The sequence below is a fragment of the Tsukamurella conjunctivitidis genome (assembly GCF_007858475.1).
Taxonomy (GTDB): domain Bacteria; phylum Actinomycetota; class Actinomycetes; order Mycobacteriales; family Mycobacteriaceae; genus Tsukamurella; species Tsukamurella conjunctivitidis.
In genome coordinates, this window is the sequence record NZ_VIGX01000002.1 from 149,579 (window position 1) to 175,393 (window position 25,815).

Genomic DNA, 25,815 nt, shown 5'->3' on the forward strand with positions numbered 1-25,815 from the left:
GTCGAACCGCCCGGGGTGTGTCACACTGCGACAAGCTTCTAGGGGAGGGGCTCGTCATGCAGGAGGACCGGGGACGACGCGCGCCCATCGTCGCGACGGCCGGAGGTGGGGCCGCGCTGTGCGCGCTCCTCGCCGTCTCGGCCTGCGGGGGCGGGGGCGCGACCACGACGACGGAGACGGTCACGGCGGCGCCGGCCGCGTCCTCGGCGGTGAACGCCCCGCCCGCGACGGGCGGCTCGAGCGCGTCGGCCGCAGCGCGGGCGATCGGCGAGGTGCCGGGCAGCGCCGGCGCCGCGAAGGCGTTGCGGCCCTGGCTCGCCGACGTCACCGCCAAGGACCTCGGCGCGCTCACGTCGAAGTGCTGGACCCAGCCGCCGAGCGTCATCGCGGAGATGTACGGCGACGCCGCGAAGATCACCGAGGCCGTGTCGAAGCCCGGTGTGCTGGGCCAATTCGGGCCGACCTGGAAGAGCGCGACCACGACCGTCCAGCTGCGCCCGAGCGAGGTCGCTTCGGCGTACGGCTGCCCCGACGTCTACGCCACCGGCGGCACCGTGCCGCTGGAGAAGGCGCGGTACGCCGTCGTGCGCTACCTGGGCCGGCATGTCGGAAAGCCCGTCGACGCCGCCGACGTCGAGGCGGACTACCCGCTGCTGTGCCAGGTGCGCAGCGGGACGCCGGACCTCTCCGAGGTCACCGGATTCGAGGCGAACCAGGTCGGGGCGCCCCGGGTGGTCCGGACCGAGTCGGCCACCGTGACCTCGGTGACCGCGCAGGTCGCGACCACGTCGGGCATCCGGAAGGCCGCCAACTTCACCCTCGACCAGGGGCCCAACGGCTACTGCATCCGGAACCTGACCATCCGCTGACGGGCGCGGCGCCGTGCCTGACGCCGCTCGACGTCCGGAACGCGGGTCAGCGCACGACGTGCGGCATCAGCGCGTCGGGCGGGATCACGCCGAACTTCCCGGCGTTGTAGTCCTCGAGCGCCTGGATCAGTTCGGCCTTGGTGTTCATCACGAACGGGCCGTACTGCACGACGGTCTCGCGGATCGGGCGCCCGCCCAGGATCAGCACCTCCATCGCGGGGCGGTGCGAGTCCTGCGATGCGTCGGCCGCGACGGTGATCCGGTCGCCCGGGCCGAGCTGTGCGAGCTGGCCCTGGTGGATCGGATGATTCGCCGGCCCGACGGTGCCGCGTCCGCTGAGCACGTAGACGAGCGCATTGAAGTCGCGGTTCCAGGGCAGCGAGGCCTCGGCGCCGGGAGCGATGGTCGCGTGCACGAAGTTGATCGGCGTCCGGGTGGAGCCGGGGCCGGCGTGGCCGTCGACCTCGCCCGCGACGATGCGGATCAGCGCGCCGCCGTCCGGTGTCGTCACGAGGGTGGTCTCGCCGCCCTCGAGGTTCTGGTAGGCGGGCGTCGTGAACTTCTCCGCGGCGGGCAGGTTCACCCACAGCTGGATGCCGTGGAAAGTGCCGCCGGATTCGACGAGCTCGGCCGGCGGGGTCTCGATGTGCAGGATGCCGGAGCCGGCGGTCATCCACTGGGTGGCGCCGTCCTGGATCAGTCCGCCGCCGCCGTGGCTGTCCTGGTGCTGGAACAGGCCGTCGATCATGTAGGTCACGGTCTCGAAGCCGCGGTGCGGGTGCCAGTTCGTGCCCTTGGGCTCGCCGGGCTCGTACTCGACCTCGCCCATCTGGTCCATGTGGATGAACGGGTCGAGGTCGCGCGGGTGCACCCCGGCGAAGGCGCGGACGACGGGAAAACCCTCGCCCTCGTGGCCGCGGGGGCCGGTGGTGATCCGCCGGACGGGGCGCTCCGTGTCCGACGGTGCCGCCGCGGCGATGCGGGGCAGGGTCAGGGTGTCTGCGGTGACGGCGGGCATGTCGTCCTCCTCGGGTGGCTGGTGACGCTGACACTACCATCAACCGGACTGCAGTCCGATTAATTCCTGGAACGCAACTCCGCCCACGATTCGATTTGACGAGACGGGATCGCCACGCGGACCGAAGGTCGCCGCTACTGTAGGTCGAATTAGAGGTCGAACAGAGGATGGCGTGGTGGAATCAGTTGTGGTGGAGGAACTGCGGGAGCTGATCGAAGCTCTGGCGTACGAGCGGGCGCGTACGGCGGAAGAAGAGGGTGAGTCGCTCGACGTCCATCTGCAGTACCAGGACGATGGCGACATCGTCGCGCGCGCCGTGCCCTTGCCTCCTGCGACGGAGTCGGAGATCGCCGAAGCGGAAAGGGCCCTCGGGCGTTCGTATCCCGCGGAGTACGCGGCACTCCTCTCCGTCGCCAACGGCTTCCCCGACTATCTCTTCGGAGAGGTGCTGCTCGGTACGGGCGGAGTCGGCACCGCGGGCGTCGCGGGGATCCCCGAGGGATATCCCGCAACGGTCTGGGGAATCGCGCGGGAGTACATCGATGAGTGGTACGAATCCCACGAGGGACCGCTGGAACACAGCCCCGTCGACCGGGCCGACTGCATCCCCCTCGTCTCCGACGACAACGCGTCTGGTGCGGTGTACGTCGTCGCGACCAGCGGCCCGGGCTGGGAGGGCGGCACCGTCGTCGGTATCAGTGGCGAAGGTATCGAGCGCTACGGGAGCATCCGCGAGTTCCTGCGCGCCCGACTCGCGTTGACGCGGGAGGCGTGACGCTACCCTCGAACTCGTGACTCGATCAGTGGGCTTGGCCGTCTCGTACGACGGCACGGAGATCTTCTACGTCGACTACGCGGAGGGGGCCGATCCGGCGAAGCCGGCGTTCCTGCTGGTCCACGGCTGGTCCGCGAGTTCGGACTCGTGGGGCGCGCCGTTCATCGGCGAGCTGACGGCCGCCGGGCACCGGGTGGTGGCGGTGGACAACCGCGGCCACGGGCGCAGCTCGGTCCCCGACTCCGACCACCCCTATTCGACGGAGCGCTTCGCCGACGACCTCGCCGTCGTCCGCCGCGACCTGGGCCTGACCGACGTCATCCTGGTCGGCTGGTCCTACGGCGGCCTGATCATCGCCGACCACCTCGCGACCCACGGCATCGAGGGGGTCCGCGCCGTCGGCCTCATCGGCGCGATCACGTCCATCGGCGGCTCCAAGGAGTCCGGCCCGTTCCCCGGCGGCGTCACCGGCGAGTCCATGAACGCCGCGCTGCCGGCCGCGCTGTCCGCGCACCCCGGCAAGGCCATCACCGCGCTGGCGAAGCTGCGCATGCTGCCGCACGGCTTCGACCAGGAGGCGCTGGGTCCGGTCGCCCAGCAGCAGTTCGGCATCGCGCTCTCCACGCCCCCCGCGGTGCGCGGCGGGCTGTTCCGGCGCACCGTCGACCACGACGCGGACCTGGCGCGCTGGACGTTCCCGGTGCTGGTCCAGCACGGAAAGGACGACGAGGTGGTGGCGCCGTCGACCGCGGAGCACCACGCGCGGATCCTGCCGAACGCGACGCTGTCCTGGTGGGACGGCGGCGGCCACGCGCCTTTCGTCGTGGACCCCGCCCGCAGTGCCCGCGAGCTCCTCGATCTGCGGGGTTAAGCTGGACGGCGTGCCTACTGGGAAGCTCGCGGCCCCCGTGCCGCGCCGGATCGCGGTGCTGTCGGTGCACACGTCGCCGCTGGCCCAGCCGGGCACCGGCGACGCGGGCGGCATGAACGTCTACATCTGGCAGACGTCCCTCGAGCTCGCGAAGCGCGGGATCGAGGTCGAGATCTTCACCCGCGCCACCGCCTCCTCGGACCAGCCGATCGTCGAGGCCGCGCCGGGCATCCGGGTACGCAACATCGTCGCGGGGCCCTTCGAGGGCCTGGACAAGACGGACCTGCCGGCGCAGCTGTGCGCGTTCGCGGCCGGAGTGCAGCGCGCCGAGGCCCGCGAGGAGCCCGGCTACTTCGACCTCATCCACTCGCACTACTGGCTGTCCGGCCAGGTCGGCTGGCTCGCCCGCGACCGCTGGGGCGTGCCGCTGGTGCACACGGCGCACACCCTCGCCGCCGTGAAGAACGACGCCCTCGCCATCGGCGACACCGCGGAGCCCCAGGCCCGCCTCATCGGCGAGCAGCAGGTCTCCGACGAGGCCGACCGGCTCATCGTCAACACCGAGGTCGAAGCCGGCCAGCTCGCTCGGATCCACGACGTGTCGCCCGACCGCATCGACGTCGTCTACCCGGGCGCCGACCTGAACACCTACGCCCCCGGCGACGGCTCGGCCGCTCGTCGTGAGCTCGGCATCGCACCCGACGAGATCGTGCTCACCTTCGTGGGCCGGATCCAGCCGCACAAGGCGCCCGACCTGCTGCTCCGCGCCGCCGCGCCGCTGATCACGGCGCACCCCGAGCGCCGCATCCGACTGCTGGTGATCGGCGGACCGTCGGGGACGGGCCTGGAGCGGCCCGACGCGCTGATCGCGCTGGCCCGCGAACTCGGCATCGAGCACGCGGTCACCTTCGGGCCGCCGCGCCCGCCCGCGGGCCTCGCCGAGGTCTACCGCGCCTCCGACGTGGTCGTCGTCCCCAGTTACTCCGAGTCCTTCGGCCTCGTCGCCGTGGAGGCGCAGGCCTGCGGCACGCCCGTCGTGGCCGCGAAGGTCGGTGGCCTGCCGGTCGCCGTCGCCGACGGTGTCTCGGGTCGCCTGGTGGACGGGCACGAGCCGCAGGTCTGGACCGCGGTGCTCGACGAACTCACGGCGGATGCGGAACTGCGGCACAGGCTTTCCGACGGTGCCGCGGCGCACGCGCAGCAGTTCTCGTGGGCGCGTACGGCCGACGGGCTGCTCGACAGTTACGGACGGGCGATCGAGGCGCGGCGGGCCGCGGCGCAGACCGTGCGCCGGCGCCGCCGCAGGACGGGAGTGCGGATATGACGTTGACGCCGGAGCAGATCGAGGCTGCGCTGGACGATCGCGAGTTGGACTACGTCCGCCGCGAGGCCTCGGGCAGCGACGTGGCGAACTACATCATCGAGTTGCCGGGGGTGAAGAAGCTCAAGACCACGACGCTGCTCACGCTGGGCGTGCACGGCGCGCGGGTGGAGGCCTTCGTCTGCAGGCACGTCGACGAGAACTTCGAGGGCGTGTACCGCTATCTGCTGCAACGGAACCGGCGGCTCTACGGGGTGTCGTACACCCTGGACAACGCGGGCGACATCTACCTCACCGGACGATTCGCCGAGGTGACCGAGGACGAGCTCGATCGCGTCCTCGGTCAGATCCTCGAGGCCGCCGACGGCGACTTCAACACCCTGCTCGAGCTCGGCTTCTCCACCGCGATCCGCCGCGAGTACGACTGGCGTATCTCTCGCGGCGAACCGCTGTGGAATCTCAAGCCGTTCGAGCACATGTTGGAGGGGTTTCCTCAGTTCGAGCCGAATCCGTTGCCGGAGCGGAAGCCTCGGAAGAAGCAGTAGCGGAGTTCCGCGGGATCGCCAGCGCGACCACGGCGGCGACGGCGGCGACGACGCCCGCGATCACGAACGAGGTGGTGAACGCCGACTCGGCGGGCAGCTCTACCGCGCGCGGCGTGCCGGCGCCCAGGGTGATCGTGGAGCGGGTGAGGACGGTCGCCATCACGGCGGAGGCGACCGCGGTGCCCATCGACCGCATGAGCGAGTTGAGGCCGTTCGCGGCGGCCGACTCGGTCTCCGGGACGTTGCCCATGATGAGGGCGGGCATCGCCGAATAGGCCACGCCCACACCGCCGAAGACGATCATCGAGCCGAGCGACATCTTCCACGTGGCGTCCGTCAGGCCGAGCAGGGAGAAGTAGCCGATCGCCGACATGGCGGCGCCGATCGCGAGCGTCAGCCGCGCGCCGATCCGCTTGGTCAGTAGCGCGGAGACGGGGGACAGCGCCATCATCACGAGTCCGCCCGGCACCATCCACAGGCCCGCGTTCAGCATCGTCAGGCCGAGCCCGTAGCCCGTGGCCTCGGGGATCTGCAGCAGCTGCGGCATCGTCAGCATGAGCGAGAACATCGCGAAGCCGACCATGATCGACGCGAGGTTGGTCAGCAGGATCGGGCGGCGCGCCGAGATCCGCAGGTCCACCAAGGATTCCTGGGTGCGCAGCTCCCACCATCCCCACAGAACGAGCACGCCGGCTCCGCCGATGGCGCAGCCGATCGTGGCCGCGGACGTCCAACCCCAGCTCTGCCCCTTGGTGATCGAGAGCAGCACGGAGACCAGGCCCACGCTGAGGCCGACGGTGCCGACCACGTCGAACTTCCCGGGGTTGAGGTTGGGCGATTCGGGGACCACCACGTACACCAGCCCGAGGGTGATCACGCCGAGCGCGAGCGAGAACCAGAACAGCGTGTGGTAGTCGAAGTGCTCGGAGATATAGGCGCCGAACGGGATACCGATCGCGCCGCCCACGCCGAGCATCGCCGACATGAGCGCGACCGCACCGGGGATCTTCCGGGCGTGCAGCTCGTCGCGCATGAGCGAGATGCCCACCGGAACCAGGCCCATCGCGAAGCCCTGGAACGAGCGGCCCACGACGGTGAGCAGCAGCGTGTGCGAGAGCGCGCAGATGAGCGAGCCGGCGATGAGGCTCAGCAGGCTGGTGAGCAGGATCAGGCGCTTGCCGTACATGTCGCCGAGGCGGCCCGCGATGGGCATGGCGACCGACGAGGCGAGCAGCGTCGAGGTGATGACCCACGAGGCGTTGTCGGCCGTGGTGTCGAGCAGGTGCGGCAGCTGGCCGACGAGCGGTACCACCAGCGACTGCATGAGGGAGGCGAGGAGTCCGCCGAGGCACAGGACGGCGATGAGGATCCCGTCCGACGGGGCCCCGGCGCGGGTCTTTCGGAGCATGTCTGTCATGCCGCAGACGGTAGTTGCAGAATACAACTCAAGCAACCGGTTGCGGCGTGCGTCACCTCCGGCGGGGGTACTGTGACGTGCATTAATGTGGGGTCATGAACCACCGCGATTCGGGCTTTTCGCCCGTCGGCGCGCCGCGTCCCTGGCCCGTTCCCGGAACGCCGCCGGTGGCGCCGCGACCCCGGACCGGCCGTGCCGGGATCTGGGTCGGCGCCGGACTGCTGGTCCTGGCGGTCGTGGTGCCGCTGACGCTCGTGCTCACCGTGGTCGTTCCCGCGTGGGATCTCGACCGCCGGTCCGTCCCCGCCGACGGTGCGCCGCACGGCCTCGTGCTGCCCGCGCACGCCGATTACGCGCTGTACTCGAGCAACTCGCCCGAGTGGGGCGCGTTCGACCCGGCCTGCCGGGCGACCGACGGGGCGGGTGGCGCGATCGACCTCCGGTCGCAGTCCGGGACCACGACCGTCGCGGGCTGGAAGGTGCTGCGTCGCTTCGATACCGGGTCCGGAATGCTCGTCCTCACCTGTGACTCGCCGGACGGAACGTTGCAGCACGTCGAGGTCGGCAGGGCCCCGCGCATCGGCCCGATGATCGGCGGTGTCTTCGGTGCGATCGGCCTCGCCGGGCTGTTCGGCCTCGCCGGGCTCGTCTGCATCGTCGTCACCGTCGTCCGGCGGTCCCGTCGGTGAGCCCCGCGACGAAGATTCGCGCCGGCGCCGCGATGATCCTCGGGGCGGTCGTGGTGCCGATCCTGCTGGTGCTCACGTTCACGCTGCCGCAGTTCCGGCTCGACGCGCACTCGATCCCGCTCGACGGCGCGCCGCACGCCGTGGAGCTGCCCGCCGGTGCGGAGTACGCCGTCCTCGCGGCGACGCGGACGAAGGAGGGCGCGCCGTCGTGCGCGCTGACCGGGCCCGACGGTGCGCCGATCGCGCTGCGTGAGGTGTCCGGGGGTGTCACGGTGGAGAACCGGATGGTGCTACGGGTCTTCGACACGGGAACCGGCGGGGTCACCGCGACCTGCCCGCCGACGCCGGGCTACTCGGAGGTCGTGCTCGGGAAGCGGCCCGATATGGCGCGGCTCCTCGGCGGCATCTTCGGGGCCTTCGGGTTCGCGCTGCTGGTCGGCGGCGCGGGGCTGGTGCTGCTCATCGGTGGCCTTCGGGGCCGTGCGCGCGACGCCGAAAGTTGGTTATGACCAGTTTGGCTGATCTGCGGGTATCCGGAGCTCACACCCCTTAGGATGGCCCCATGGAAATCGTGATCCGCCCGACTCCCGCCGACGTCGCCGTCACCGCCGCCGACATCGTGGCAGACCACGTGCGCCGTGGTCCCGCGGTGCTCGGGCTGGCCACCGGATCCACCCCGCTCGCCACCTATCAGGAGCTCATCCGCCGCCACCGGGACGAGGGTCTCAGCTTCGCCGACTGCGTCTCCTTCAACCTGGACGAGTACGTCGGCCTGCCGAAGGGGCACCCCGAGAGCTATCGCGAGGTGATCCGCAAGGAGTTCACCTCGCACGTCGACATCCCGGACGGCAAGGTCGAGGGGCCCGACGGCACCGCCGCGGACATCGCGTCCGAGGCGCAGCGGTACGAGGACGCGATCAAGGCCGCGGGCGGCGTGGACGTGCAGCTGCTCGGCATCGGCACGGACGGCCACATCGGTTTCAACGAGCCCGTCTCCTCGCTGGCCTCGCGCACCCGGATCAAGACGCTCACCACGCAGACCCGCGAGGACAACGCGCGGTTCTTCGCGTCCATCGACGAGGTGCCCATTCACGTGCTCACGCAAGGCCTCGGCACCATCTCCGAGGCCGGGCACCTGCTGCTGCTCGCCACGGGGGAGGGCAAGGCCGAGGCGATAGCCGCCACCGTCGAGGGGCCCGTCGCCGCGATCAACCCCGCATCGGTGCTCCAGTTCCATCCGCACGTCACCGTCGTCATCGACGAGGCCGCCGCGTCGCGGCTGCGGCTCAAGGACTACTACGTGCACGTGCTCGCCAACAAGCCGGCGAACCAGCCCTTCTAGGACTGCTCGGGCCCGAACAGTCCGGTCATCAACGCCGCGAGGCTCGCGGTGAAATCGTCGACGGTGGCCGGCCGTGCGTCCAGCTCGGCGCTCGCGCGCAGGTTCGGGACCGCATCGCCGGGCATGGCACCGACGATCTCGTCCATGCGATCGTGCGTGAGCGGCGTGCCCTCCGCGCGCTGCCGCAGGTGGGAGAGCACGCTGCCCAGTGTGAGGCTCCACAGTGCGCGATAGGCCGCGAGTGCGGCGGCGCGGTCCCCGGTGATCCGGTGCGCCGCGCCCATCACGGCGTCGGTCAGCAGCAGCGCGCCGCGGCCGATCCGCTGCGGCCGGATGAGCGCCTCGGGCACCCACGGGTGCGCCGTGAGCGCCTCGTAGAGCGTGGTCATCGCCAGCCGGATGCACGCACGCGGCTCCACGGGGAAGCTGATCGCCGCGAAGGGCTCCGCGATGGCGTCGAGCGCCAGCGCGAGCAGGGTCTCCTTGTCATCGACGTGCCGGTACAGGGCCATGGTCGTCACGCCCAGATCTCCCGCGAGTGACTTCATCGTCAGCCCGTCGACGCCGGCCTCGTCGAGCACGGCCAGGGCCCGCTCGACGATCTGATCCCGCGTGATGCTGGGCGGGCGGCCGCGGCGCGGCGTGATCTGACGCATCCCCACATTCTGGCCGAACGGTCTTGTGGACGCTCATGACTGAGGCTACCCTACCTATTTATGTTACTCGATACACAAAAAAGCAGGACGGGAGCCGCGCTCCTGTTGGCGGCGCTGTCGCAGTTCCTCGTCGCCTTCGACGCCTCCGTCACGAACGTCGCGCTGCGGGCCATCCGCGACGACGTGCACTTCAGCCCGCAGGGCCTGTCGTGGGTCGTCAACGCCTACGCCATCGTCTTCGGCGGACTGTTGCTCCTGGCCGGCCGACTGTCCGACCGGTTCGGCCCGCGCGCGCTGCTCCGGTTCGGCTTCGCGCTCTTCACCGTGGCCTCGCTCGGCGCGTACCTGTGTCAGGAGCCGTGGCAGGTGATCGTGGTCCGGGTGCTGCAGGGCGTCGGCGCCGCGGCGATCGCGCCGGCGGCGATCACGTCGATCGCGCTCACCTTCCGCGAGCCGGCGCAGCGCGCGAAGGGCTTCGCCGCGATCGCGATCGGTGCGTCGGTCGGCGGCGCGGTCGGCGTGGTGCTCTCGGGAGTGCTCACCGACGCCTTCGGCTGGCGCACCGTCATCGCCTGCGGTGCCGTCGTCTCCGTGCTCGGCCTGGCGCTCACCCACGCCGCACCGGGGCCGGTGGAGGGCGCGGACCGTCGAACCGATTGGGCCGGAGGCGTCCTCGCCACCGCAGGGCTGACGGTGCTGGCGTACGGCATCGTCGCCGCCACCGACAACGGCTGGGGGAGCGCTCGCACACTGGGGTGGTTCGTGGTCGCGGCGGTGCTGCTCGCGGCGTTCGCGATGGTCGAGCGGCGAACGACGGTGCCGCTGGTCGACTTCCGCATACTCGGCCGGCGCGAGGTGCTGGTGCCGTGCCTGGTCTTCGCGTTCGTGGTCGCCGGGCAGTTCGGGGCCTTCTACTTCGTCTCCCTGTATCTGCAGATGGGCCTGGGGTATTCGGCCACCAAGACGGGACTGATGTTCCTGCCCTTCTCGTTCGGCATCGTCGCGGCGGTGCAGATCGCGACGCGGCTGGTGCCGAGGATCGGTGAGCGCCGCGTGGTGGCGATCGGTACCGCGCTCGCGACCGTCGGCTTCCTGTTGTTCGCGCCGCTTCCCGCGAACGGCGGCTTCCTCACCGCGGTCCTGATCCCGTCGCTGGTCACCTCGGTGGGTATCGGCATGGTCTTCCTGCCGCTGCCGAACATCGCGACCTCGGCGGTGGCGCCGTCGGCTGCGGGGATGGTCTCGGGGGTGCTCAACACCTTCCGGCAGGTCGGCGGGGCCCTCGGGCTGGCGATCCTGGTGACCGTGGCGGCGGCGATGAACGCCGGTGGCGACGTCCTCCCGGGGTATCGCGCTGCGTTGACGGTGAGCGCCGGGCTCGTGGCCGGTGCCTTCGCGATCGCGCTGCTCCTGCCTGCGAAGGGGAAACCGGCTGCTCGTTAGAATGGCGTAGTGAATACGCGGCAGCTCGGTTTCGGTGCCCTGGCCGGGCTCGCGGCCGCGATGGGCCTGGGGCGGTTCGTCTACACGCCGATCCTCCCGCTCATGCAGGAGCAGACGGGCATCTCACCCGGCTCCACGGCGATCGTCGCAACGTTCAACTACCTCGGCTACTTCCTCGGCGCCCTCGCGCTCGCGATCTGGCCGCGCCTGGCCCGCAGCACATCGTTGCTGCGGGCCTCGCTGCTGGCGCTCGTCGCCAGCGAGGTCGCCATGGTGCTCGCGGTGAACGTGCCGCTGTGGTCCGGGGTGCGGCTGATCGCGGGCCTCGCCAGCGCGGTCGTCTTCGTCTACTGCGCGGGAGCCGTCGCCGGCACCGCGGCCGCCGGGGTCGCCTTCTGCGGTGTGGGCGTGGGGATCGCGGCGTCGGGGCTGCTCGTCGTCGGGCTCGGCGAGGTCGTCGGCTGGCGCGCGCTGTGGTGGGTCGCGGCCCTCGCCACCGCGGCCTTCGGGGCGTGCGCGTGGCGGCTCCCGCCCGGTGCGGCCGCCACCGTCGCTCGGCCCGACGGTGCCGCCCCGCCCCGGCCCGGCGTCGCCGGGTGGGCGCTCGGGATCAGCTACTTCCTGGAGGGGCTGGGGTACATCGTGCTCGGCACGTTCCTCGTGGCGGCCGTCGCGGTGGGCGGGCGTCCGTGGGAGGGACCGGCCGCGTGGGTGATCGTCGGCCTGGCGGCCGCGGTCTCGCCGCTGATCTGGGCGCGGCTGCGCCGGTACCGTTCCGCCGAGACCCTGCTGGTGATCGCGCTGCTCCTCCAGGTGATCTCGGCGGTGCTGCCCGCCCTCGTCCGCGGGCCGGCGGCGGCCGCGGTCTCGGCGGTGCTCTTCGGCGGCACCTTCATCGGCGCGGTGATGCTGTCGATGGAGGCGGGCGCGCGGATCGGCATCCCCCGGTCGGCCGCCGTGCTCACCGCCGGATACGGCATCGGTCAGATCGTGGGCCCGCTCGTCGTCGCGCCGATGCTCGGTGACGGCTACGACGCGGCCTTCCTCACCGCGGGCGGCGTGCTCGTGGCCGCGGCCGTCCTGGCCGCGGTCGCGCGGTGGGCGAGTCCGCGCGTTCCCTCCTGATGCCCGTCAGGACGGCGTGAAGCCGAGCGTGGCGGGCACGCCCTTCGCGCGCGGCGCGGTGTAGTAGACGTTCACCGTCTGCCCGGGCAGCACACGAACGGGCAGTACCAGCGCCGCCATGTACACATCGCTGCCGCACCAGACGTTGAGCATGTGATCGCCTGCTTCGACGGTGATCGTGTTCAGCCCCCACGAGGGAATCATCGGGTGGCGATGGACAATCCCGCCGACGGCATAACTGACAGAATTCCATTCCGGGTCCGGAGTGAGATCGAGCGGATCGCGACTCCAGAGGAAGTCCGTGATCGTCTCGAAGATGTTGAGCTTCACCCAGAACCCGCGTCGACCCCGCTGGCAGTGGAGCCGGATCTGCCCCGTCGCGCGCTGCGTCTCCTGCTTCGTCACGTATGGATGCATCGATCTCTCCCGGATTCCCGCAGGGCGGCTCCCCGCTGACATCCACGATCGACCGGACCCCTTGGTGTCTCCTTGCCGGACGGTTGGTCCGAGCGCTGATCAGCGCTGCTGCAGCGTGCGCTGCGGCAGGCGGCTGCCCACGGCGGAGAGCTCGGTCAGACCGGCGAGCTGTGCCGCGCTGAGCACGAGGTCCGCGGCGCCGAGGTTGTCCGCGAGGTGCTTGCGGCGCGTGGTGCCGGGGATCGGTACCACGTCGTCGCCCTGCGCCAGCACCCACGCGAGCGCGACCTGGGCGGCGGTCACCGTCGTACCGTCCGGGCCGGCGCCCGCGGCGGTGAGGTCGGCGGCGATGGCGTCGATGCGGTCGACGAGCCGCAGGTTCGCCTCGAGGTTCTCGCCCTGCCAGCGGGGGATGGTGGTGCGGAAGTCGTCGCCCTGCAGCGCGGCGGCGATCGCGGCGCGGTCCGCGGTCAGGAGCCCGCGTCCGAGCGGGCTGAACGGCACCAGGCCCGCGCCGACCTCGCGGGCGGCCTGCAGCGGACCGTCCTCGACGTCCCGGGTGAAGATCGAGAACTCCGACTGGAGCGCGGCGATCGGGTGTACCGCGGCCGCCTTGCGGATGTCCTCGGCGCTCGCCTCCGAGAGGCCGAGCGCGCGGATCTTGCCCGCGGCGACCTGCTCTGCCATCGCGCCCACGGTCTCCTCGACGGGGACCTGCGGGTCGACGCGGTGCAGGTAGTAGAGGTCGATCACGTCGACGCCGAGCCGGCGCAGGGAACCGTCGACGCATCCGGCGACGCGCTCCGGCCGCCCGTCGAGGCCGACGGGCCTGGCGTTCTCGTCGTTGACGAAGCCGAATTTGGTGGCGAGCACGATCCGGTCGCGGTGGGCCTGTACGAAGGGCGCGAGGAACTCCTCGTTGACACCGTTGCCGTACATGTCGGCGGTGTCGAAGAGCGTCACGCCGGCGTCGAGTGCCGCGTTCAGGGTGGCGCGGGATTCGTCGAGGTCGGGGGTGCCGTAAGCGTGGCTCATGCCCATGCAGCCGAGGCCGAGGGCGGAGACGCGCAGGTCGCCGAGGGAGCGGGTGGGGAGCATTCAGTCCTCCTGGGACGAGTGGGGTTCGAAGGCGTCGGCGGCCTCGCCGGCGCAGGTGCCGAGATCGCCGCCGTAGGTGGCGATCTTGTAGTCGATGACCGCGAGCGAGTACTGCAGCTCCTCGATCTGTGCGAGCGTGCGGGCGCGGTGCGCCGTGAGGAGCGCGAGCCGCGCGGACGCGGTGGCGTCGCCACCGTCGACGAGGTGCACGTACTCCGTGATGTCGGCGATCGGCATGCCCGACAGCCGAAGACGCGTCAGGAAGATGACGCGGGCGATGGCCTCGGGTCCGTACCGCCGGTGCCCGGCGCCGTCGCGGTCGACGGTGACGAGTCCGATCCGTTCGTAGTAGCGCAGCGTGTGGCCGGAGACGCCCGCCAGCTCCGCCAGTTCCGCGACGGTGAGCGGCCCCTCCTGCGCCGGCCCGGCGAGGATCTCGGCGGTGTTCGGTAGCGGTCCGCGGGAGCGGACGACGGCGGCGAGTTCTTCGGTGTGTGCGACCACGTGAGCCACGCTAAGCCTTCGAGTGCACTCGAAGTCAACAGCTATTCGCTGCCGCCGGGCCTCGGCCGCCCGCCGCGGTGGCCGATCACGGTGTCGGCGGCGTCCAGGGCTGGACGAATCCCAGGTCGCCCAGGCCCTCGGCGGCGGCGATGAGCGGGTGGCCGGTGGCGCCGTCGATCTCCTCGCGGAGGATGTCGGCGTGGCCGGCGTGGCGGGCGACCTCCTCGATGACGTGCAGCAGGATCCAGCGCACCGTCCACCCCTTGAAGCCCTCGGGAAACCACGGTGCCGGGCGCGCGGGCGCGACGGCGTCGAGGTCCGCGGTGTCGGCGACGGCCAGGACGCGCGTGGCGGCGGCGTCGTACGCGGCGAGCAGCGCCGACAGGGTCTCGCCGTCGCCGAGCCGGAAGTCGTCGCCCTCCGCCATCGCGTCGAGCCGCGGGTCGCTGAACAGGTCCGGCGCCGCCTCGGCGCGGGCGGACCAGGCGTTCACGGTCAGCGTGACGTGCTTGAGCAGCCCGCCCACGGTGAGCGCACTGCGCGTGAGGGAGAGGCGTGATGCGCTGACAAGTTCTGCCTCCATAAGAAATGTCGCCAGAGAAATACCTTGTCAAGATCTATCCTCGTTCGAACTCGGTCAATAGAATCGAAAGTATGACTCATTCGGATGACGCGTTCACGCTGGGGCGGCGGGTGCTGTCGCCGTTGCCGTCGGTGTTCGACGGTGCGGTGTCCGGGTTGAGTGCTGCCGGTGCGCTCTCGCGGTTGCGGGTGTTGACGGTCGAGCAGAATCGGTTGGAGGCGGAGCGCTCGGCGGTGCTGACCAGGCTGTACGAGTTGCGTGATGATGCGCGGCGGGTGTGCGAGGAGTCCTCGCGGCGGTTCGTCGATGACTGGGACGAGTTGGTGGCGGAGGTCGGCGCCGCGCTCGGGACCGGGCGGGGTGCTGCGGGGGCGGCGCTGCATCGCGGGCTGGATCTGCGGGAGCGGTGCCCGCGGTTGTTCGAACTGTTCGCCGCCGGGACAGTGTCGCTGTCGGTGGTGCGGGAAGTGCTGCGGGCGTCGTCGGCGGTCCTCGACGAGGATGTCGCTGCGGCCTATGACGAGCGGATCGCTGTGTGGCTCGCAGCGCGCTCCGGTGAGGCGGTCACGGCGCGGGCCGTCACGGATGCCGCGAAGGCGATCCTGGTCCGGCTGGATGCGGACGCAGCGCGGCAGACACCTCCCGTGGCGCCGCGGGAGCGGCTCGAGTTCCACGCCCGCGCCGATGGACTGGTCGACCTGGAAGCGGTGATGGGCAAGGATCAGGCGATCCGGTTGTCGGCAGCGGTCGCGCCGGTCGCGCAGTCGGTGTGCGGGGAGGACGGCCGAACTCTGGGACAACGGCAGGTCGCCGCGCTGGTCGCGCTGGCAGAGGGCTACGAGAGCCTTGGGTGTCTGTGCGGGCGCGACGACTGCGATCTGCGGGACGCCCGTCCCCGCACCGGCGCAGTCTCGCAGGAGGTCACCGCGTTGGCGGTGATCGTCCTCAACGAAACCGACCTGGCCGAGGTCACCCCGACCGACGGTGAGGCCGCGAGCGCGAGCGCGAGCCGTACCGGCGCGGACGCATCGTGCGAGCCTGACTTGTTCATGGATTCGGCCGACGCCGAGGCGGATGCCGGCGCGGACGAGTTTGCCGCGATTGATCCGGACGGCGCGCACCAGCCGGTCCCGCGGCCGCAGCCCACTGAACCTCAGAGCACCGGCGCGGTGATTCTCACCGACGATCCAGGGATATCCGGTCTGGTCACCGTCGCGCACGCGCGGGAGTTGATCGCCGCCAGCAGCACCCGGTGGCGGGTCCTCGGGCGCCGTGACCCCGCCACTGGTGAGGTGCACGTGCGGGGTGCCGGCGGGTACCGGCCCACCTGGTACCAGTTGCTGGTGATGCGCCTGACGTACCCCAGCTGCGTCTTCCCCGGCTGCAGCACACCATCGGGCCGCTGTCAGGCCGACCACGTCGCCGAGTACGACCACGACGACCCCGCCACGGGCGGGCCGACCACCGCCGCCGGCAAACACACGCCGGGGAACCTGGTACCGCTGTGCGGATTCCACCACCGCATCAAAACCGAGACCGGCTGGCTCTCCGACATCCTGCCCGACGGCACCGTCGAATGGCGCCACCCCACCGGCGGCATCTACACCGTGCCACCGGGCACCGCCCGGGAGCTGCTGCCCGGACTTGAGAAGATCATCTGGGACGCACCGGAACCCACGCGGCCACCGACACCGAAGAACCCCGGCGGGCTGGCGACCGCCGCCACACGCCGCGCGAAAGCCCGCACGGCGCTCCGCGCCCAGAACCGGCTGCTGCGCCACCGCCGCCACGAACAACGCCGCATCGACGCCGAAATCCGAGCCCGCGACCAGGAGCGTCGCGAAGCCGAAGCTGCGGGCGAGGCCTACGACGGCACTCAGCCGCTCAAACCCCCGCCGTTCTGAGGAGGAATCGTGACGACGTCCTCAGTGGGACCGCGCGGTCCAGCGGCCGTCCTGGCGGGCGATGGTGATCGGGTGGTCGAAGGCGTGGCTGATGGCGTCGGTGGTGAGCACCTGGTCGACCGGCCCCGACGCGGTGATGCGCCCGTCCCGGATGAGCACCGCGTGCGTGGTGGTCACCGGGATCTCCTCGAGGTGGTGGGTGACGAGGATCGAGGCGAGCTCGGGGTGAGCGCGCCGCGCGCCGTCGACCGTGGTCAGCAGACGCTCGCGCGCGGCGAGGTCCAGTCCCGTCGCCGGCTCGTCGAGCAGGAGCAGTGCGGGATCGCCCATCAGCGCGCGGGCGATCAGGGCACGCCCGCGCTCGCCCTGCGAGAGGGTCGGCCACCGCGACTCGATGTGACGCGACATCCCGAGCGTCTCGACGAGCTCCTCCGCCCGGGTGCGCTGCGCGTCGGTGGGGGCCCACCGCGGCGGGAACTCGGGCGTGTTCGTGACGCCCGTGATCACCACGTCGCGCACGGTCAGGGGCACGTCCAGGCGGTGTCGCGGATTGACGTGCCCGATGTGCGTGCGCAGTTCGCGCATGTCGACCCGCCCCAGTCGCTTGCCGAGAACGTCGACGGTGCCGCGAGTCGGGTGCGTGACCGCGCCGCACAGGCCGAGCAGCGTCGACTTGCCGGCGCCGTTCGCGCCCAGCAGGACCCAGTGCTCGCCCCGGCGTACGGTGAGGGAGACGTCGTCGAGGAGGGCACGACCAGTGCGAACCAGGTCCACATGGTCGATGCTCAAGACGTGCGGGTCGTGCGTCGCGGTTTCAGTCACTGTCCACCTCTCCACTCAATTGATTGGATGATTGTATGACTTCGCACCGGTGGGATCCATCCCAGTACCTCCGCTACGGCGACGAGCGCACGCGCCCGTTCCTCGATCTGCTCGCCCGGGTGCCGGGGGATGCACGCACCGTCGTCGATCTCGGGTGCGGTCCCGGCAACGACGTCGCGCCCCTGCGCGCCCGCTGGCCGGAGGCCGCGATCCACGGAGTCGACTCCAGTGAGGAGATGATCGTGCGTGCCCGCGCCGACGTGGCGGACCCGAAGGCCACCTTCGAGACGGGCGACGCCGCGACCTGGCGCCCGACCGGCGAACGGCCCGACGTGATCGTCTCCAACGCCATGTACCAGTGGATCGACCAGCACATCGACCTGCTACCCGCCGTCGCCGACGGTGCCGCCCACGCCTTCGCGTTCCAGGTGCCGGGCAACCAGGACGCTCCCTCCCACGCGCTGCTGGCGAGCGTCGCCGCGGAGTTCGGCGTCACCGACTTCCGTCGCGTCGACGTCCGCGACCCGGCCGAATACCTTGCGGCCCTGCAGCGCCCGGGGTGGGACGTGGACGTCTGGGAGACGACCTACCTGCACGTCCTGCCGGGCGAGCACGCGGTCTTCGAGTGGATCTTCGGCACCGGCGCGCGGCCCGTCCTCTCCCGGCTGGAGGGTGCCGAGCGGGAGGCCTTCGTCGAGCGCTACAAGACCGAGCTGGGGATCGCATACCCGCCGCAGGACTTCGGGACGGTGCTCCCGTTCCGGCGCATCTTCGCCGTCGCCGCCCGACGGTGACCGCTCACTCGGCCTGCGCGAGGGCGTAGTCGCGGAAGGCCCGGACAGCGCGCGGGAGCGCCGTGTCGGGACGCCAGAGCAGCCCCACCTCGCGGGTCGGTGCCGGCCCGGACATCGGTACGAGCACCATCCCGGGCGGCCAGAGCGGATCCTGGTCGACGGGCAGCAGCGCGACGCCGAGCCCCGCCGCGACCAGTCCCGCGACGGTGAAGGACTCGGAGGATTCGAAGGCGATCCGCGGGCGGAAACCCGCTGCGGCGCAGCGCTCCTCGAGGATCCGGCGCAGACCGAACTCGGGGTGCGTCGTGATGAAGTCCGCGTCCGCCGCCTCCGAGAGGTGCACGGACGTGCGCTCCGCCAGAGGGTGGCCCGCGGGGACGGCGAGCGCCAGACGTTGCACCGCCAGCAGGCCGAAGGCCACCGCGCTCGTGGCGGGTCGCGGGGAGACGATGGCGAGATCGGCCTCGTCGGCGAGGACCCGTTCGGTGACGGTGCCGGCGGCGAACTGGGACAGTTCGAAGGTGACCCGCGGCTCGCGGGCGCGGAAGCCGGACACCAACCGGGGGACCAGGGCGACGCCGAAGGAGTGCAGGAAGGAGAGCCGGATCGTGCCCTGCGACGGGCTCCGCAGGTCCGCGATCTGCGCCCGGGCGGCCTCCAGCTCGGCGTGCGCACGCCGAGCGTGGTCGAGGTAGATCTCGCCGCTCGCGTTGAGCACCAGCCGGCCGTGGCGCCGGTCGAACAGCGGCGCGCCCAGTTCGGCCTCCAGGCGCGCGAGGGTGCGCGAGAGTGTGGGCTGAGTGATCCGCAACGCGGCCGCGGCGTCGGTCATGTGCTCGGTCTCGGCCAGCGTGATGAAGCGCACGAGGTCGTCCGAGGTGCTCGGGCCGGGCCTGCCAGCTGCAGTCATGCGTTCTTTCTATCAAGTCCCTCAGGTCCATGCATTTCACACATCGAGGATCCCGGAGCACGGTGGAGACCGTGACCGCCACCGCTGACCCCATCGAGACCGCGCCGCTGCGGGCCGGAACGCCCGCGTACCGTCGGACCACGCTCGCGCTGTTCGTCGCGGGCCTGACCACCTTCGGCTCGATGTACTCGACGCAGGCCGTGCTCCCCGAGCTGACACGGGTGTTCGGGGCGGCGCCGGCGGTCTCGGCGCTCGCGGTCTCGGTGACCACGGGCCTGCTCGCGCTCGCGATCATCCCCGTCAGTGCGCTCTCGGAGCGCTTCGGCCGGACCCGCGTGATGACGGTGTCCGCCGTCGCCGCGGTCGTTCTAGGCCTGGTGATCCCGCTGGCCCCCACGCTGGAGGTGCTGCTGGCGTTCCGTGCATTGCAGGGCATCGCGCTCGCCGGGGTGCCGGCCGTGGCAATGGCGTACCTGGCCGAGGAGGTCGACGGGCGCGATCTCGGCGGGGCGATGGGGCGCTACATCGCGGGCACCACGATCGGCGGCCTGCTCGGCCGCGTCGTGACGGCGGTCGGACTCGACGTGCTGCCCTGGCGTGGCGCCATGGAACTCTTCGCGGTCGCCGCGGCCGTGCTCACCGTGGTCATGATCCGCACCCTGCCGGCGTCCCGGTTCCACGTGCCCGCTCCGGTCTCGGTGCGCACGACGATCGGCGGCATGCTCGGCCACCTGCGCCGGCCCGCGCTCGCGGCGCTGTTCGCGCTGGCCTTCCTGCTCATGGGCGGCTTCGTCAGCGTCTACAACTTCCTCGGTTTCCGCCTGCTCGCCGAGCCCTTCGCCCTCGCGCCCGGCGTCGTGGGGCTGGTCTTCCTGATCTACCTCGCCGGGACCTGGTCGTCCGGGGCGGCGGGGCGGCTCGCCGACCGGATCGGCCGCCGCCGTGTGCTTCTCGCCTCCATCGCGACGATGGGTGCGGGGCTGGCGATCACACTGCCCGACTCGACGCCCGCCGTGCTCGCGGGGATGGTGGTCTTCACCGCCGGCTTCTTCGCGGCGCACAGCGTCGCCAGCGGGTGGGTCGGCCTGCTCGCCACCGCGCACCGCGCGGAGGCCTCGTCCGGCTACCTGTTCTGCTACTACGCGGGCTCCTCGGTCGTCGGCGCGGCGGCAGGGCTCGCCTACGCCGCTTCCGGCTGGCCGGGCATCGCGCTCGCGGTGGGCGTCGGCATCGCCGCGGCGTTCGTGCTGGTCGCGACGGTCCTGCCGCGTTCGGGGAGCGAGGCGCCGCGGGGCTGAGTAGCGTCGTGGGCATGCGCATCGGAGTCCAGCTTCAGCCCCAGCACTTCACCGAGTACCAGCAGCTCCGCGACGCCGTCGCCAAGCTCGAAGAGCTGGGCGTCGACGTGGTCTACAACTGGGACCACTTCTTCCCGCTCTCCGGAGATCCCGACGGCACGCACCTCGAGTGCTGGACGATGCTGGCGGCCTGGGCCGAGCAGACCTCCCGCATCGAGATCGGCGCGCTGGTCACCTGCAACAGCTACCGCAACCCCGACCTGCTCGCCGACATGGCGCGCACCGTCGACCACATCTCGAAGGGTCGCCTGATCCTGGGCATCGGCTCCGGCTGGTTCCAGCGCGACTACGACGAGTACGGCTACGAGTTCGGTACCGCCGGTAGCCGCCTCGACGACCTCGCGACCGCCCTGCCGCGGATCACCGAGCGCTGGAGCAAACTCAATCCCGCACCCACGCGCGACATCCCGATCCTCATCGGCGGCGGCGGCGAGAAGAAGACGCTGCCGCTGGTGGCGCAGTACGCCTCGGTGTGGCACTACTTCGTGGATCTCGAGACCTACCGGCACAAGTCCGCGGTACTCGCGCGGGCCTGCGACCGCATCGGCCGGGACCCGAAGTCCATCGCGCACAACGTCGCCATCCCGCGCGGCATGGGCGTCGACGGTGCCCTGGCCTTCGCGGACCAGCTCGTCGCCGAGGGGGCGACGGAGTTCACCGCCGAGCTCTCCGCCCCCGCGTTCGACTACACCGTCATCGAGGCCCTGCTGCGCTGGCGGGATTCGCAGTAGGCGTGTAGGTCACGACGCCGCTCCACGGGGCGTCGCCGGGCGCGCGGGGATCGGGTTGCGGCTCGGCGGCCAGACGGTGCGCGTCGGGCGTGTCCACACGGCCGAGGGCCACGGCGGCGGGGAACAGCGGCTCGATGTCACACGCGGTCCATCCGCGCCGTTCGACGTGCGCGACGCCGTCGGCGGGCAGGAAGCGCCACGGAGCGCGGCGCAGGATTCCCCGGTTCCGTTCGGCCACCACCGTTCCCACCCCGGCGGCGCTGAGATCGAGGCACCAGCGGTCAACGCCGCCAGCGAGCAGGGTGTCGGCGAGCGCGTCGGCCTCGTCGGGGGAGAGGTACATGACCAGGCCCTCGGCCAGCGCCAGGATCCGGCGGTCCGTGAGTTCGCACAGGAGGGCGGCGAGGCCGTCGCCGCCGAGATCCAGTGGCACGCGCCGCAGCCGGCACCGGGGCGTCTCCGTCGCGAGCACCGCGGCCTTGTGCTCGAGGTTCGCCGGCAGGTCCACCTCGATCCACTCCAGGTCGGCCGGCAGATCCAGCCGGTAGGGCCTGGCGTCGAGACCGGCGCCCAGGTTGAGCACGGTGTCGCAGCCGTCGGCGAGCGCTGCGGCCACGGCGCGGTCGATCAGAACCGTGCGGGCGGTGAGGTACCAGGCGTCGCCCCCACCGGCGGCGGGCGCCGCGCCGTCCGCGATGGCGCGCCCCGTCGGCCCGGCGAGGCGCGCGGCGAACGGGTCGCGGAACAGGGCGTCGGGCCGGGCGGATTCGAGTGCGCGGTGATACGCGACCCAGCGCGCCGTGTCGTCGACGGTGCTGATCGAGTTGTCCATGCCGTCTCCTCTATAGACGTAGAGTCCTCTATGGTTATAGAGGAACAGGGGCGAGGAGGGCAAATGGACGACCGGCGCACGGCGATCTGCGAGGCGGTGCTCGATCTCGCGGCCGCGGGCGGGAACCGCGCGGTGACGCACGGCGCGGTCGACCGGCGGCTGGGACTGCCGAAGGGCTCGACCTCGTACTACTACCGGACCCGGTCCGAGCTGCTGCGGGCGGCGATCGAGCGGCTGCGGGAGCGGTCGCGCGCGGCCTTCGATGCGGCCGTGCCGCGCACCGTCGACCTCGATGCCGCGGCGGATGTGACGGCGCACCAGGTGCACCTCCTGCTCACGGATCGTCGGCGCGACGCCCTCGCCCGGTACGCGCTCGCGCCGGACGCCGCCGCGGAGGGTCTGGCGGAGCCGCTGGCCACCTGCCTCTTCTCCGTCCCGCTCGCCACGGAGCTCTTCCGCGGCCTCGGCGCGCCGGATCCGGCCGCCGCCGCACGTGACCTGGTCAGCCTGCTCGAGGGGCTGCTCTTCGACCGGCTCCACGGCGCCCGATCGCTCGGGCCCGAGAAGGCCGACACCGAGAGCCTCGCGGACCTGCGTGGCCCGATCCGGCGGGCGTTAAACTACGGCGCATGACCTACGGCACCCTGATCCTGCTCCGCCACGGCGAGAGCGAGTGGAACGCGTCCAACCAGTTCACCGGCTGGGTCGATGTGGCGCTGACGGAGAAGGGGCGCGGCGAGGCCGCCCGCGGTGGCGAGCTGCTCAAGGAGGCGGGCCTGCTCCCGGACGTCGTCTACACCTCGCTGCTGCGTCGCGCCATCACCACCGCGAACCTCGCGCTGGACGCCGCCGATCGGCACTGGATCCCCGTGGTCCGCGACTGGCGCCTCAACGAGCGCCACTACGGCGCGCTGCAGGGCCTGAACAAGGCCGAGACCAAGGACAAGTACGGCGACGAGCAGTTCATGCTGTGGCGCCGCAGCTACGACACCCCGCCGCCCGCGATCGACCCGGCGAACGAGTACAGCCAGACCGAGGACCCGCGCTACGCCCACCTGCCGAAGGTGCCGCTCACGGAGTGCCTGCTCGACGTGGTCAAGCGCTTCGTGCCCTACTACCAGGCCGTCATCGAGCCGCAGGTCGCGCAGGGGAGGACGGTGCTCGTCGCCGCGCACGGCAACTCGCTGCGCGCGCTGGTCAAGCACCTCGACGGCATCTCCGACGCCGATATCGCCGGGCTGAACATCCCCACCGGCATCCCGCTGACCTACACGTTCACCGAGGACGGGGCCGTCGCCAACCCGGGCGGCACCTACCTCGACCCCGAGGCCGCCGCCGCGGGCGCCGCGGCGGTCGCCAACCAGGGCGCCAGGTAGCCGAACGATCGACGACGGGGCGGTGCCGAGGAAATCGGTACCGCCCCTTAAGTCTTTCCTCAGGCTCCGGGGCCGCACAGGCGATAGGTTGGAAGACATGGCTGACGTGACTGTGACCCACTCCCCGGAACAGGAGCGCTACGTGCTCACCGTCGACGGCGAGCAGGCGGGCTACCTCGACTACGTGGACGAGGTCGACGTGCGCCTGCTGACCCACACGGTGGTCGACGCGGAGTACGGCGGCAACGGCTACGCGGCGGTGCTCACGAAGGCCGCCCTCGACGACGTCGGCGCGTCGGGGAAGAAGGCCCGCGCGGTGTGCTCGTACGTCGCCGCCTACGTGGACAAGCACCCCGAGTACGCCTCCGTTGTCGAGGTCGCTGCCGACCGGTAACCCGTTGTTCACCAGTCGTTCCCGATGTGAAGAATCGCAGGCGGACCTGGGTACACTGACCGCGTGACTGTGGCCCTCTGTGCGGTGTCCGCCTTGGCGGGCGCCCTCATCGGATGGTTCGCGCGACGCGTTCGGCGGCGGGTGACCACCGCCGTCCCGACCGGCCCCACCCGCATGACCGTGGCCGAACTGCACCGCGCTGTGATCCGCGATTCGCCCACCGGGCTCGTCGTCGTGGACCGGTTCCGTGACGTCATCGCGTGCAACGCCCGCGCCGAGGAGTTCTCCCTCGTTCGTGAGCAGCTCCTCGACGACCGGGTCTGGGTGGCCGCGTCCCAGGTCCTCGAGACCGGGGCGCCGCGCACCGTCGAACTGACCGTCTCCCGACGGTCCGACCGCGCGAGCATCGCCGTTCGCTGCCGGGTGGAGCGCATCCAGGGCGCCGAGCCCGATGAGCAGTACGCGGTGATCTACGCCGACGACGACACCGAGAACCAGCGGATGGAGGCCACCCGCCGCGACTTCGTGGCGAACGTCTCGCACGAGCTCAAGACCCCGGTCGGCGCGATCGGCCTGCTGGCCGAGGCCCTCCTGGAATCCGATGACGACCCGGAAGCGGTGCGGCACTTCGGCTCCCGCGTGCTCGTCGAATCCACGCGCATGGGCAACATGGTCAACGAGCTGATCGCGCTCTCCCGCCTGCAGGGCGCCGAGAAGCTGCCCGACCTCGGCAGCGTCGAGGTCGACGACGTGGTCGGCGAGGCCGTCGCGCGGGCCCAGGTCTCGGCCGAGGCCAACAACATCTCGCTCATCGTCGACGAGCCCTCCGGCCTCGAGATCCGCGGCGACGACACCCTGCTGCTCACCTCGCTGTCGAACCTCATCTCCAATGCGATCGCCTACTCGCCGCAGAACACCCAGGTCTCGATCAGCCGCCGCCTGCGCCCCGCCACCGGGCCCGACGGTGCCGCGTCGGTCGAGATCGCGGTCACCGACCGCGGCATCGGCATCGCCCCCGAAGACCAGGAGCGCGTCTTCGAGCGCTTCTTCCGCGTCGACAAGGCGCGGTCCCGGATGACCGGCGGTACCGGACTCGGTCTCGCCATCGTCAAACACGTCGCCGCGAACCACGGCGGCACCATTAGGCTCTGGAGCAAACCGGGCATGGGCTCGACTTTCACGCTGGTACTGCCGGCGCCGGTCGAACCGGGCACGGGCCCTGCAGAGCGCGACGACCACAGTGAGGATGTACTGCGGTGACACACGTACTGATCGTCGAGGACGAGGAGTCGCTGGCCGACCCCCTGGCGTTCCTGCTGCGCAAGGAGGGCTTCGAGACCACGGTGGTCACGGACGGCGCCGAGGCCCTGCGGCACTTCGACTCCGCCGGCGCCGACATCGTCCTGCTCGACCTCATGCTGCCCGGCATGAGCGGCACCGACGTGTGCAAGCAGTTGCGCGCCCGCTCCTCCGTGCCGGTCATCATGGTGACCGCGCGCGACAGCGAGATCGACAAGGTCGTGGGCCTCGAGCTGGGCGCCGACGACTACGTCACCAAGCCGTACTCGGCGCGCGAGCTCATCGCCCGCATCCGCGCGGTCCTGCGCCGCGGCGCCGACACGGCTGCCGCGGACGGCCTCGACGACGGGGTGCTCGAGGGCGGTCCGGTGCGCATGGACGTCGAGCGGCACGTCGTGACCGTCGGGGGTGAGGCCGTGACGCTGCCGCTCAAGGAGTTCGACCTGCTCGAATACCTGCTGCGCAACAGCGGCCGCGTGCTCACCCGCGGGCAGCTCATCGACCGCGTCTGGGGCGCCGACTACGTGGGCGACACCAAGACCCTCGACGTACACGTCAAACGCCTGCGCAGCAAGATCGAGGCGGACCCGGCCAACCCCAAGCACCTGGTCACCGTCCGCGGCCTCGGCTACAAGCTCGAGCCCTAGCCCCATCCCGACCTGACAGCGTTGGTCCGGGCGTCGTCCTGGCCAGACGTCTGATGCGCACGCTGTGAGGCCGTC

The 25,815-nt window shown here is 71.3% G+C and carries 29 protein-coding genes; 19 read left to right on the forward strand and 10 right to left on the reverse strand.

Going from position 1 to position 25,815, the window contains the following annotated elements:
* The first annotated feature begins 56 nt into the window (after positions 1–56).
* The gene (locus FK530_RS04555) at positions 57–869 is read left to right on the forward strand and encodes a hypothetical protein (RefSeq protein WP_146485794.1); all 813 of its coding nucleotides are present in this window, start codon (positions 57–59) and stop codon (positions 867–869) included.
* A gap of 46 nt (positions 870–915) precedes the next feature.
* Here the strand turns inward: FK530_RS04555 and FK530_RS04560 are convergent, their stop codons facing one another.
* Positions 916–1,887, reverse strand: a complete 972-nt coding sequence (locus FK530_RS04560) for a pirin family protein (RefSeq protein WP_146485795.1) — start codon at positions 1,885–1,887, stop codon at positions 916–918.
* Between the two features lie 175 nt (positions 1,888–2,062).
* Between FK530_RS04560 and FK530_RS04565 the strand changes: the two genes are divergently transcribed.
* From FK530_RS04565 to FK530_RS04580, 4 genes are read left to right on the forward strand one after another with little or no spacing between them, the layout of a single operon-like run.
* Positions 2,063–2,662 carry an SMI1/KNR4 family protein gene (locus FK530_RS04565; protein ID WP_146485796.1) on the forward strand — a complete coding sequence of 200 codons (600 nt, stop codon included), beginning with the start codon at positions 2,063–2,065 and terminating at the stop codon, positions 2,660–2,662.
* A 16-nt stretch (positions 2,663–2,678) separates the two neighbouring features.
* Positions 2,679–3,533: an alpha/beta fold hydrolase gene (locus FK530_RS04570; protein ID WP_146485797.1), complete on the forward strand. Its 855-nt coding sequence runs from the start codon at positions 2,679–2,681 to the stop codon at positions 3,531–3,533.
* Positions 3,534–3,543: 10 nt separating this feature from the next.
* Positions 3,544–4,857, forward strand: coding sequence for a D-inositol-3-phosphate glycosyltransferase (gene mshA, locus FK530_RS04575; protein ID WP_146485798.1), 1,314 nt, complete (start codon positions 3,544–3,546; stop codon positions 4,855–4,857).
* Positions 4,854–5,399, forward strand: coding sequence for a type III secretion system chaperone family protein (locus FK530_RS04580; RefSeq protein ID WP_146485799.1), 546 nt, complete (start codon positions 4,854–4,856; stop codon positions 5,397–5,399). Before mshA ends, FK530_RS04580 begins: the two co-directional genes overlap by 4 nt.
* On the opposite strand, the gene FK530_RS04585 is transcribed toward FK530_RS04580, so the two are convergent.
* Positions 5,314–6,816, reverse strand: a complete 1,503-nt coding sequence (locus tag FK530_RS04585) for an MFS transporter (RefSeq protein WP_231706498.1) — start codon at positions 6,814–6,816, stop codon at positions 5,314–5,316. The two genes, FK530_RS04580 and FK530_RS04585, sit on opposite strands and share 86 nt — an antisense overlap.
* Before the next feature lie 95 nt (positions 6,817–6,911).
* Between FK530_RS04585 and FK530_RS04590 the strand changes: the two genes are divergently transcribed.
* Genes FK530_RS04590 through nagB form a run of 3 tightly spaced genes read left to right on the forward strand, consistent with a single transcriptional unit; the run spans position 6,912 to position 8,847 of the window.
* A complete protein-coding gene (locus FK530_RS04590; protein WP_146485800.1) occupies positions 6,912–7,505 on the forward strand; it encodes a hypothetical protein in 594 nt (197 codons plus the stop codon).
* Complete coding sequence (locus FK530_RS04595; RefSeq protein WP_146485801.1) at positions 7,502–8,014, forward strand: hypothetical protein; 513 nt, start codon at positions 7,502–7,504, stop codon at positions 8,012–8,014. Before FK530_RS04590 ends, FK530_RS04595 begins: the two co-directional genes overlap by 4 nt.
* Before the next feature lie 53 nt (positions 8,015–8,067).
* Entirely contained in the window at positions 8,068–8,847 is a 780-nt protein-coding gene (gene nagB / locus FK530_RS04600) for a glucosamine-6-phosphate deaminase (RefSeq protein WP_146485802.1), read from the forward strand.
* On the opposite strand, the gene FK530_RS04605 is transcribed toward nagB, so the two are convergent.
* A complete protein-coding gene (locus FK530_RS04605) occupies positions 8,844–9,503 on the reverse strand; it encodes a TetR/AcrR family transcriptional regulator (protein WP_146485803.1) in 660 nt (219 codons plus the stop codon). The two genes, nagB and FK530_RS04605, sit on opposite strands and share 4 nt — an antisense overlap.
* A 60-nt stretch (positions 9,504–9,563) precedes the next feature.
* Here FK530_RS04605 and FK530_RS04610 point away from each other — a divergent pair, with 60 nt between their 5' ends.
* Both FK530_RS04610 and FK530_RS04615 read left to right on the forward strand, forming a co-directional pair.
* On the forward strand, positions 9,564–10,946 hold the full coding sequence (locus FK530_RS04610; RefSeq protein WP_146485804.1) for an MFS transporter: 1,383 nt from the start codon (positions 9,564–9,566) through the stop codon (positions 10,944–10,946).
* A 9-nt stretch (positions 10,947–10,955) separates the two neighbouring features.
* Positions 10,956–12,071 carry a YbfB/YjiJ family MFS transporter gene (locus FK530_RS04615; RefSeq protein ID WP_146485805.1) on the forward strand — a complete coding sequence of 372 codons (1,116 nt, stop codon included), beginning with the start codon at positions 10,956–10,958 and terminating at the stop codon, positions 12,069–12,071.
* 6 nt (positions 12,072–12,077) lie between these two features.
* Here the strand turns inward: FK530_RS04615 and FK530_RS04620 are convergent, their stop codons facing one another.
* The 4 genes from FK530_RS04620 to FK530_RS04635 all read right to left on the reverse strand — a co-directional run bounded on the left by FK530_RS04620 (position 12,078) and on the right by FK530_RS04635 (position 14,673).
* The gene (locus tag FK530_RS04620; protein ID WP_146485806.1) at positions 12,078–12,476 is read right to left on the reverse strand and encodes a hypothetical protein; all 399 of its coding nucleotides are present in this window, start codon (positions 12,474–12,476) and stop codon (positions 12,078–12,080) included.
* Between the two features lie 111 nt (positions 12,477–12,587).
* Positions 12,588–13,586 carry an aldo/keto reductase gene (locus FK530_RS04625; RefSeq protein WP_146485807.1) on the reverse strand — a complete coding sequence of 333 codons (999 nt, stop codon included), beginning with the start codon at positions 13,584–13,586 and terminating at the stop codon, positions 12,588–12,590.
* Complete coding sequence (locus tag FK530_RS04630; RefSeq protein ID WP_146485808.1) at positions 13,587–14,090, reverse strand: MerR family transcriptional regulator; 504 nt, start codon at positions 14,088–14,090, stop codon at positions 13,587–13,589.
* A gap of 85 nt (positions 14,091–14,175) precedes the next feature.
* Positions 14,176–14,673, reverse strand: coding sequence for a mycothiol transferase (locus FK530_RS04635; RefSeq protein WP_146485809.1), 498 nt, complete (start codon positions 14,671–14,673; stop codon positions 14,176–14,178).
* Between the two features lie 5 nt (positions 14,674–14,678).
* Between FK530_RS04635 and FK530_RS04640 the strand changes: the two genes are divergently transcribed.
* Positions 14,679–16,577, forward strand: coding sequence for an HNH endonuclease signature motif containing protein (locus FK530_RS04640; protein WP_146485810.1), 1,899 nt, complete (start codon positions 14,679–14,681; stop codon positions 16,575–16,577).
* Between the two features lie 21 nt (positions 16,578–16,598).
* On the opposite strand, the gene FK530_RS04645 is transcribed toward FK530_RS04640, so the two are convergent.
* A complete protein-coding gene (locus tag FK530_RS04645; RefSeq protein ID WP_146485811.1) occupies positions 16,599–17,399 on the reverse strand; it encodes an ABC transporter ATP-binding protein in 801 nt (266 codons plus the stop codon).
* A gap of 35 nt (positions 17,400–17,434) precedes the next feature.
* Between FK530_RS04645 and FK530_RS04650 the strand changes: the two genes are divergently transcribed.
* Positions 17,435–18,193 (forward strand): methyltransferase domain-containing protein, encoded by a 759-nt coding sequence (locus FK530_RS04650; RefSeq protein WP_146485812.1) that lies wholly within the window; start codon positions 17,435–17,437, stop codon positions 18,191–18,193.
* 4 nt (positions 18,194–18,197) lie between these two features.
* Here the strand turns inward: FK530_RS04650 and FK530_RS04655 are convergent, their stop codons facing one another.
* A complete protein-coding gene (locus tag FK530_RS04655) occupies positions 18,198–19,103 on the reverse strand; it encodes a LysR family transcriptional regulator (RefSeq protein ID WP_146485813.1) in 906 nt (301 codons plus the stop codon).
* A gap of 29 nt (positions 19,104–19,132) precedes the next feature.
* Between FK530_RS04655 and FK530_RS04660 the strand changes: the two genes are divergently transcribed.
* Both FK530_RS04660 and FK530_RS04665 read left to right on the forward strand, forming a co-directional pair.
* Positions 19,133–20,401 (forward strand): MFS transporter, encoded by a 1,269-nt coding sequence (locus tag FK530_RS04660; protein ID WP_146485814.1) that lies wholly within the window; start codon positions 19,133–19,135, stop codon positions 20,399–20,401.
* 14 nt (positions 20,402–20,415) lie between these two features.
* Positions 20,416–21,192 carry an LLM class F420-dependent oxidoreductase gene (locus tag FK530_RS04665; protein WP_146485815.1) on the forward strand — a complete coding sequence of 259 codons (777 nt, stop codon included), beginning with the start codon at positions 20,416–20,418 and terminating at the stop codon, positions 21,190–21,192.
* Here the strand turns inward: FK530_RS04665 and FK530_RS04670 are convergent.
* Positions 21,155–22,024, reverse strand: a complete 870-nt coding sequence (locus FK530_RS04670) for a class I SAM-dependent methyltransferase (protein WP_146485816.1) — start codon at positions 22,022–22,024, stop codon at positions 21,155–21,157. The two genes, FK530_RS04665 and FK530_RS04670, sit on opposite strands and share 38 nt — an antisense overlap.
* 63 nt (positions 22,025–22,087) lie before the next feature.
* Between FK530_RS04670 and FK530_RS04675 the strand changes: the two genes are divergently transcribed.
* The 5 genes from FK530_RS04675 (at position 22,088) to FK530_RS04695 (ending at position 25,740) form a co-directional block, all read left to right on the forward strand.
* A complete protein-coding gene (locus FK530_RS04675) occupies positions 22,088–22,657 on the forward strand; it encodes a TetR/AcrR family transcriptional regulator (protein ID WP_146485817.1) in 570 nt (189 codons plus the stop codon).
* A complete protein-coding gene (locus FK530_RS04680) occupies positions 22,654–23,400 on the forward strand; it encodes a phosphoglyceromutase (protein WP_146485818.1) in 747 nt (248 codons plus the stop codon). Before FK530_RS04675 ends, FK530_RS04680 begins: the two co-directional genes overlap by 4 nt.
* Positions 23,401–23,497: 97 nt before the next feature.
* Positions 23,498–23,794, forward strand: coding sequence for a GNAT family N-acetyltransferase (locus FK530_RS04685; RefSeq protein WP_146485819.1), 297 nt, complete (start codon positions 23,498–23,500; stop codon positions 23,792–23,794).
* 63 nt (positions 23,795–23,857) lie between these two features.
* Entirely contained in the window at positions 23,858–25,054 is a 1,197-nt protein-coding gene (locus FK530_RS04690; RefSeq protein WP_231706499.1) for a sensor histidine kinase, read from the forward strand.
* Positions 25,051–25,740, forward strand: a complete 690-nt coding sequence (locus FK530_RS04695; protein WP_068523801.1) for a response regulator — start codon at positions 25,051–25,053, stop codon at positions 25,738–25,740. Before FK530_RS04690 ends, FK530_RS04695 begins: the two co-directional genes overlap by 4 nt.
* Positions 25,741–25,815 lie beyond the last annotated feature (75 nt).

Bases quoted from the DNA above. Each gene is read 5' to 3' on its own strand.
- FK530_RS04555 (WP_146485794.1), top strand. From the start codon at position 57: ATGCAGGAGGACCGGGGACGACGCGCGCCCATCGTCGCGACGGCCGGA.
- FK530_RS04560 (WP_146485795.1), bottom strand. From the start codon at position 1,887: ATGCCCGCCGTCACCGCAGACACCCTGACCCTGCCCCGCATCGCCGCG.
- FK530_RS04580 (WP_146485799.1), top strand. From the start codon at position 4,854: ATGACGTTGACGCCGGAGCAGATCGAGGCTGCGCTGGACGATCGCGAG.
- FK530_RS04585 (WP_231706498.1), bottom strand. From the start codon at position 6,816: ATGACAGACATGCTCCGAAAGACCCGCGCCGGGGCCCCGTCGGACGGG.
- FK530_RS04590 (WP_146485800.1), top strand. From the start codon at position 6,912: ATGAACCACCGCGATTCGGGCTTTTCGCCCGTCGGCGCGCCGCGTCCC.
- nagB (WP_146485802.1), top strand. From the start codon at position 8,068: ATGGAAATCGTGATCCGCCCGACTCCCGCCGACGTCGCCGTCACCGCC.
- FK530_RS04605 (WP_146485803.1), bottom strand. From the start codon at position 9,503: ATGCGTCAGATCACGCCGCGCCGCGGCCGCCCGCCCAGCATCACGCGG.
- FK530_RS04610 (WP_146485804.1), top strand. From the start codon at position 9,564: ATGTTACTCGATACACAAAAAAGCAGGACGGGAGCCGCGCTCCTGTTG.
- FK530_RS04625 (WP_146485807.1), bottom strand. From the start codon at position 13,586: ATGCTCCCCACCCGCTCCCTCGGCGACCTGCGCGTCTCCGCCCTCGGC.
- FK530_RS04635 (WP_146485809.1), bottom strand. From the start codon at position 14,673: ATGGAGGCAGAACTTGTCAGCGCATCACGCCTCTCCCTCACGCGCAGT.
- FK530_RS04640 (WP_146485810.1), top strand. From the start codon at position 14,679: ATGTCGCCAGAGAAATACCTTGTCAAGATCTATCCTCGTTCGAACTCG.
- FK530_RS04650 (WP_146485812.1), top strand. From the start codon at position 17,435: ATGACTTCGCACCGGTGGGATCCATCCCAGTACCTCCGCTACGGCGAC.
- FK530_RS04655 (WP_146485813.1), bottom strand. From the start codon at position 19,103: ATGACTGCAGCTGGCAGGCCCGGCCCGAGCACCTCGGACGACCTCGTG.
- FK530_RS04660 (WP_146485814.1), top strand. From the start codon at position 19,133: ATGCATTTCACACATCGAGGATCCCGGAGCACGGTGGAGACCGTGACC.
- FK530_RS04665 (WP_146485815.1), top strand. From the start codon at position 20,416: ATGCGCATCGGAGTCCAGCTTCAGCCCCAGCACTTCACCGAGTACCAG.
- FK530_RS04670 (WP_146485816.1), bottom strand. From the start codon at position 22,024: ATGGACAACTCGATCAGCACCGTCGACGACACGGCGCGCTGGGTCGCG.
- FK530_RS04675 (WP_146485817.1), top strand. From the start codon at position 22,088: ATGGACGACCGGCGCACGGCGATCTGCGAGGCGGTGCTCGATCTCGCG.
- FK530_RS04680 (WP_146485818.1), top strand. From the start codon at position 22,654: ATGACCTACGGCACCCTGATCCTGCTCCGCCACGGCGAGAGCGAGTGG.
- FK530_RS04685 (WP_146485819.1), top strand. From the start codon at position 23,498: ATGGCTGACGTGACTGTGACCCACTCCCCGGAACAGGAGCGCTACGTG.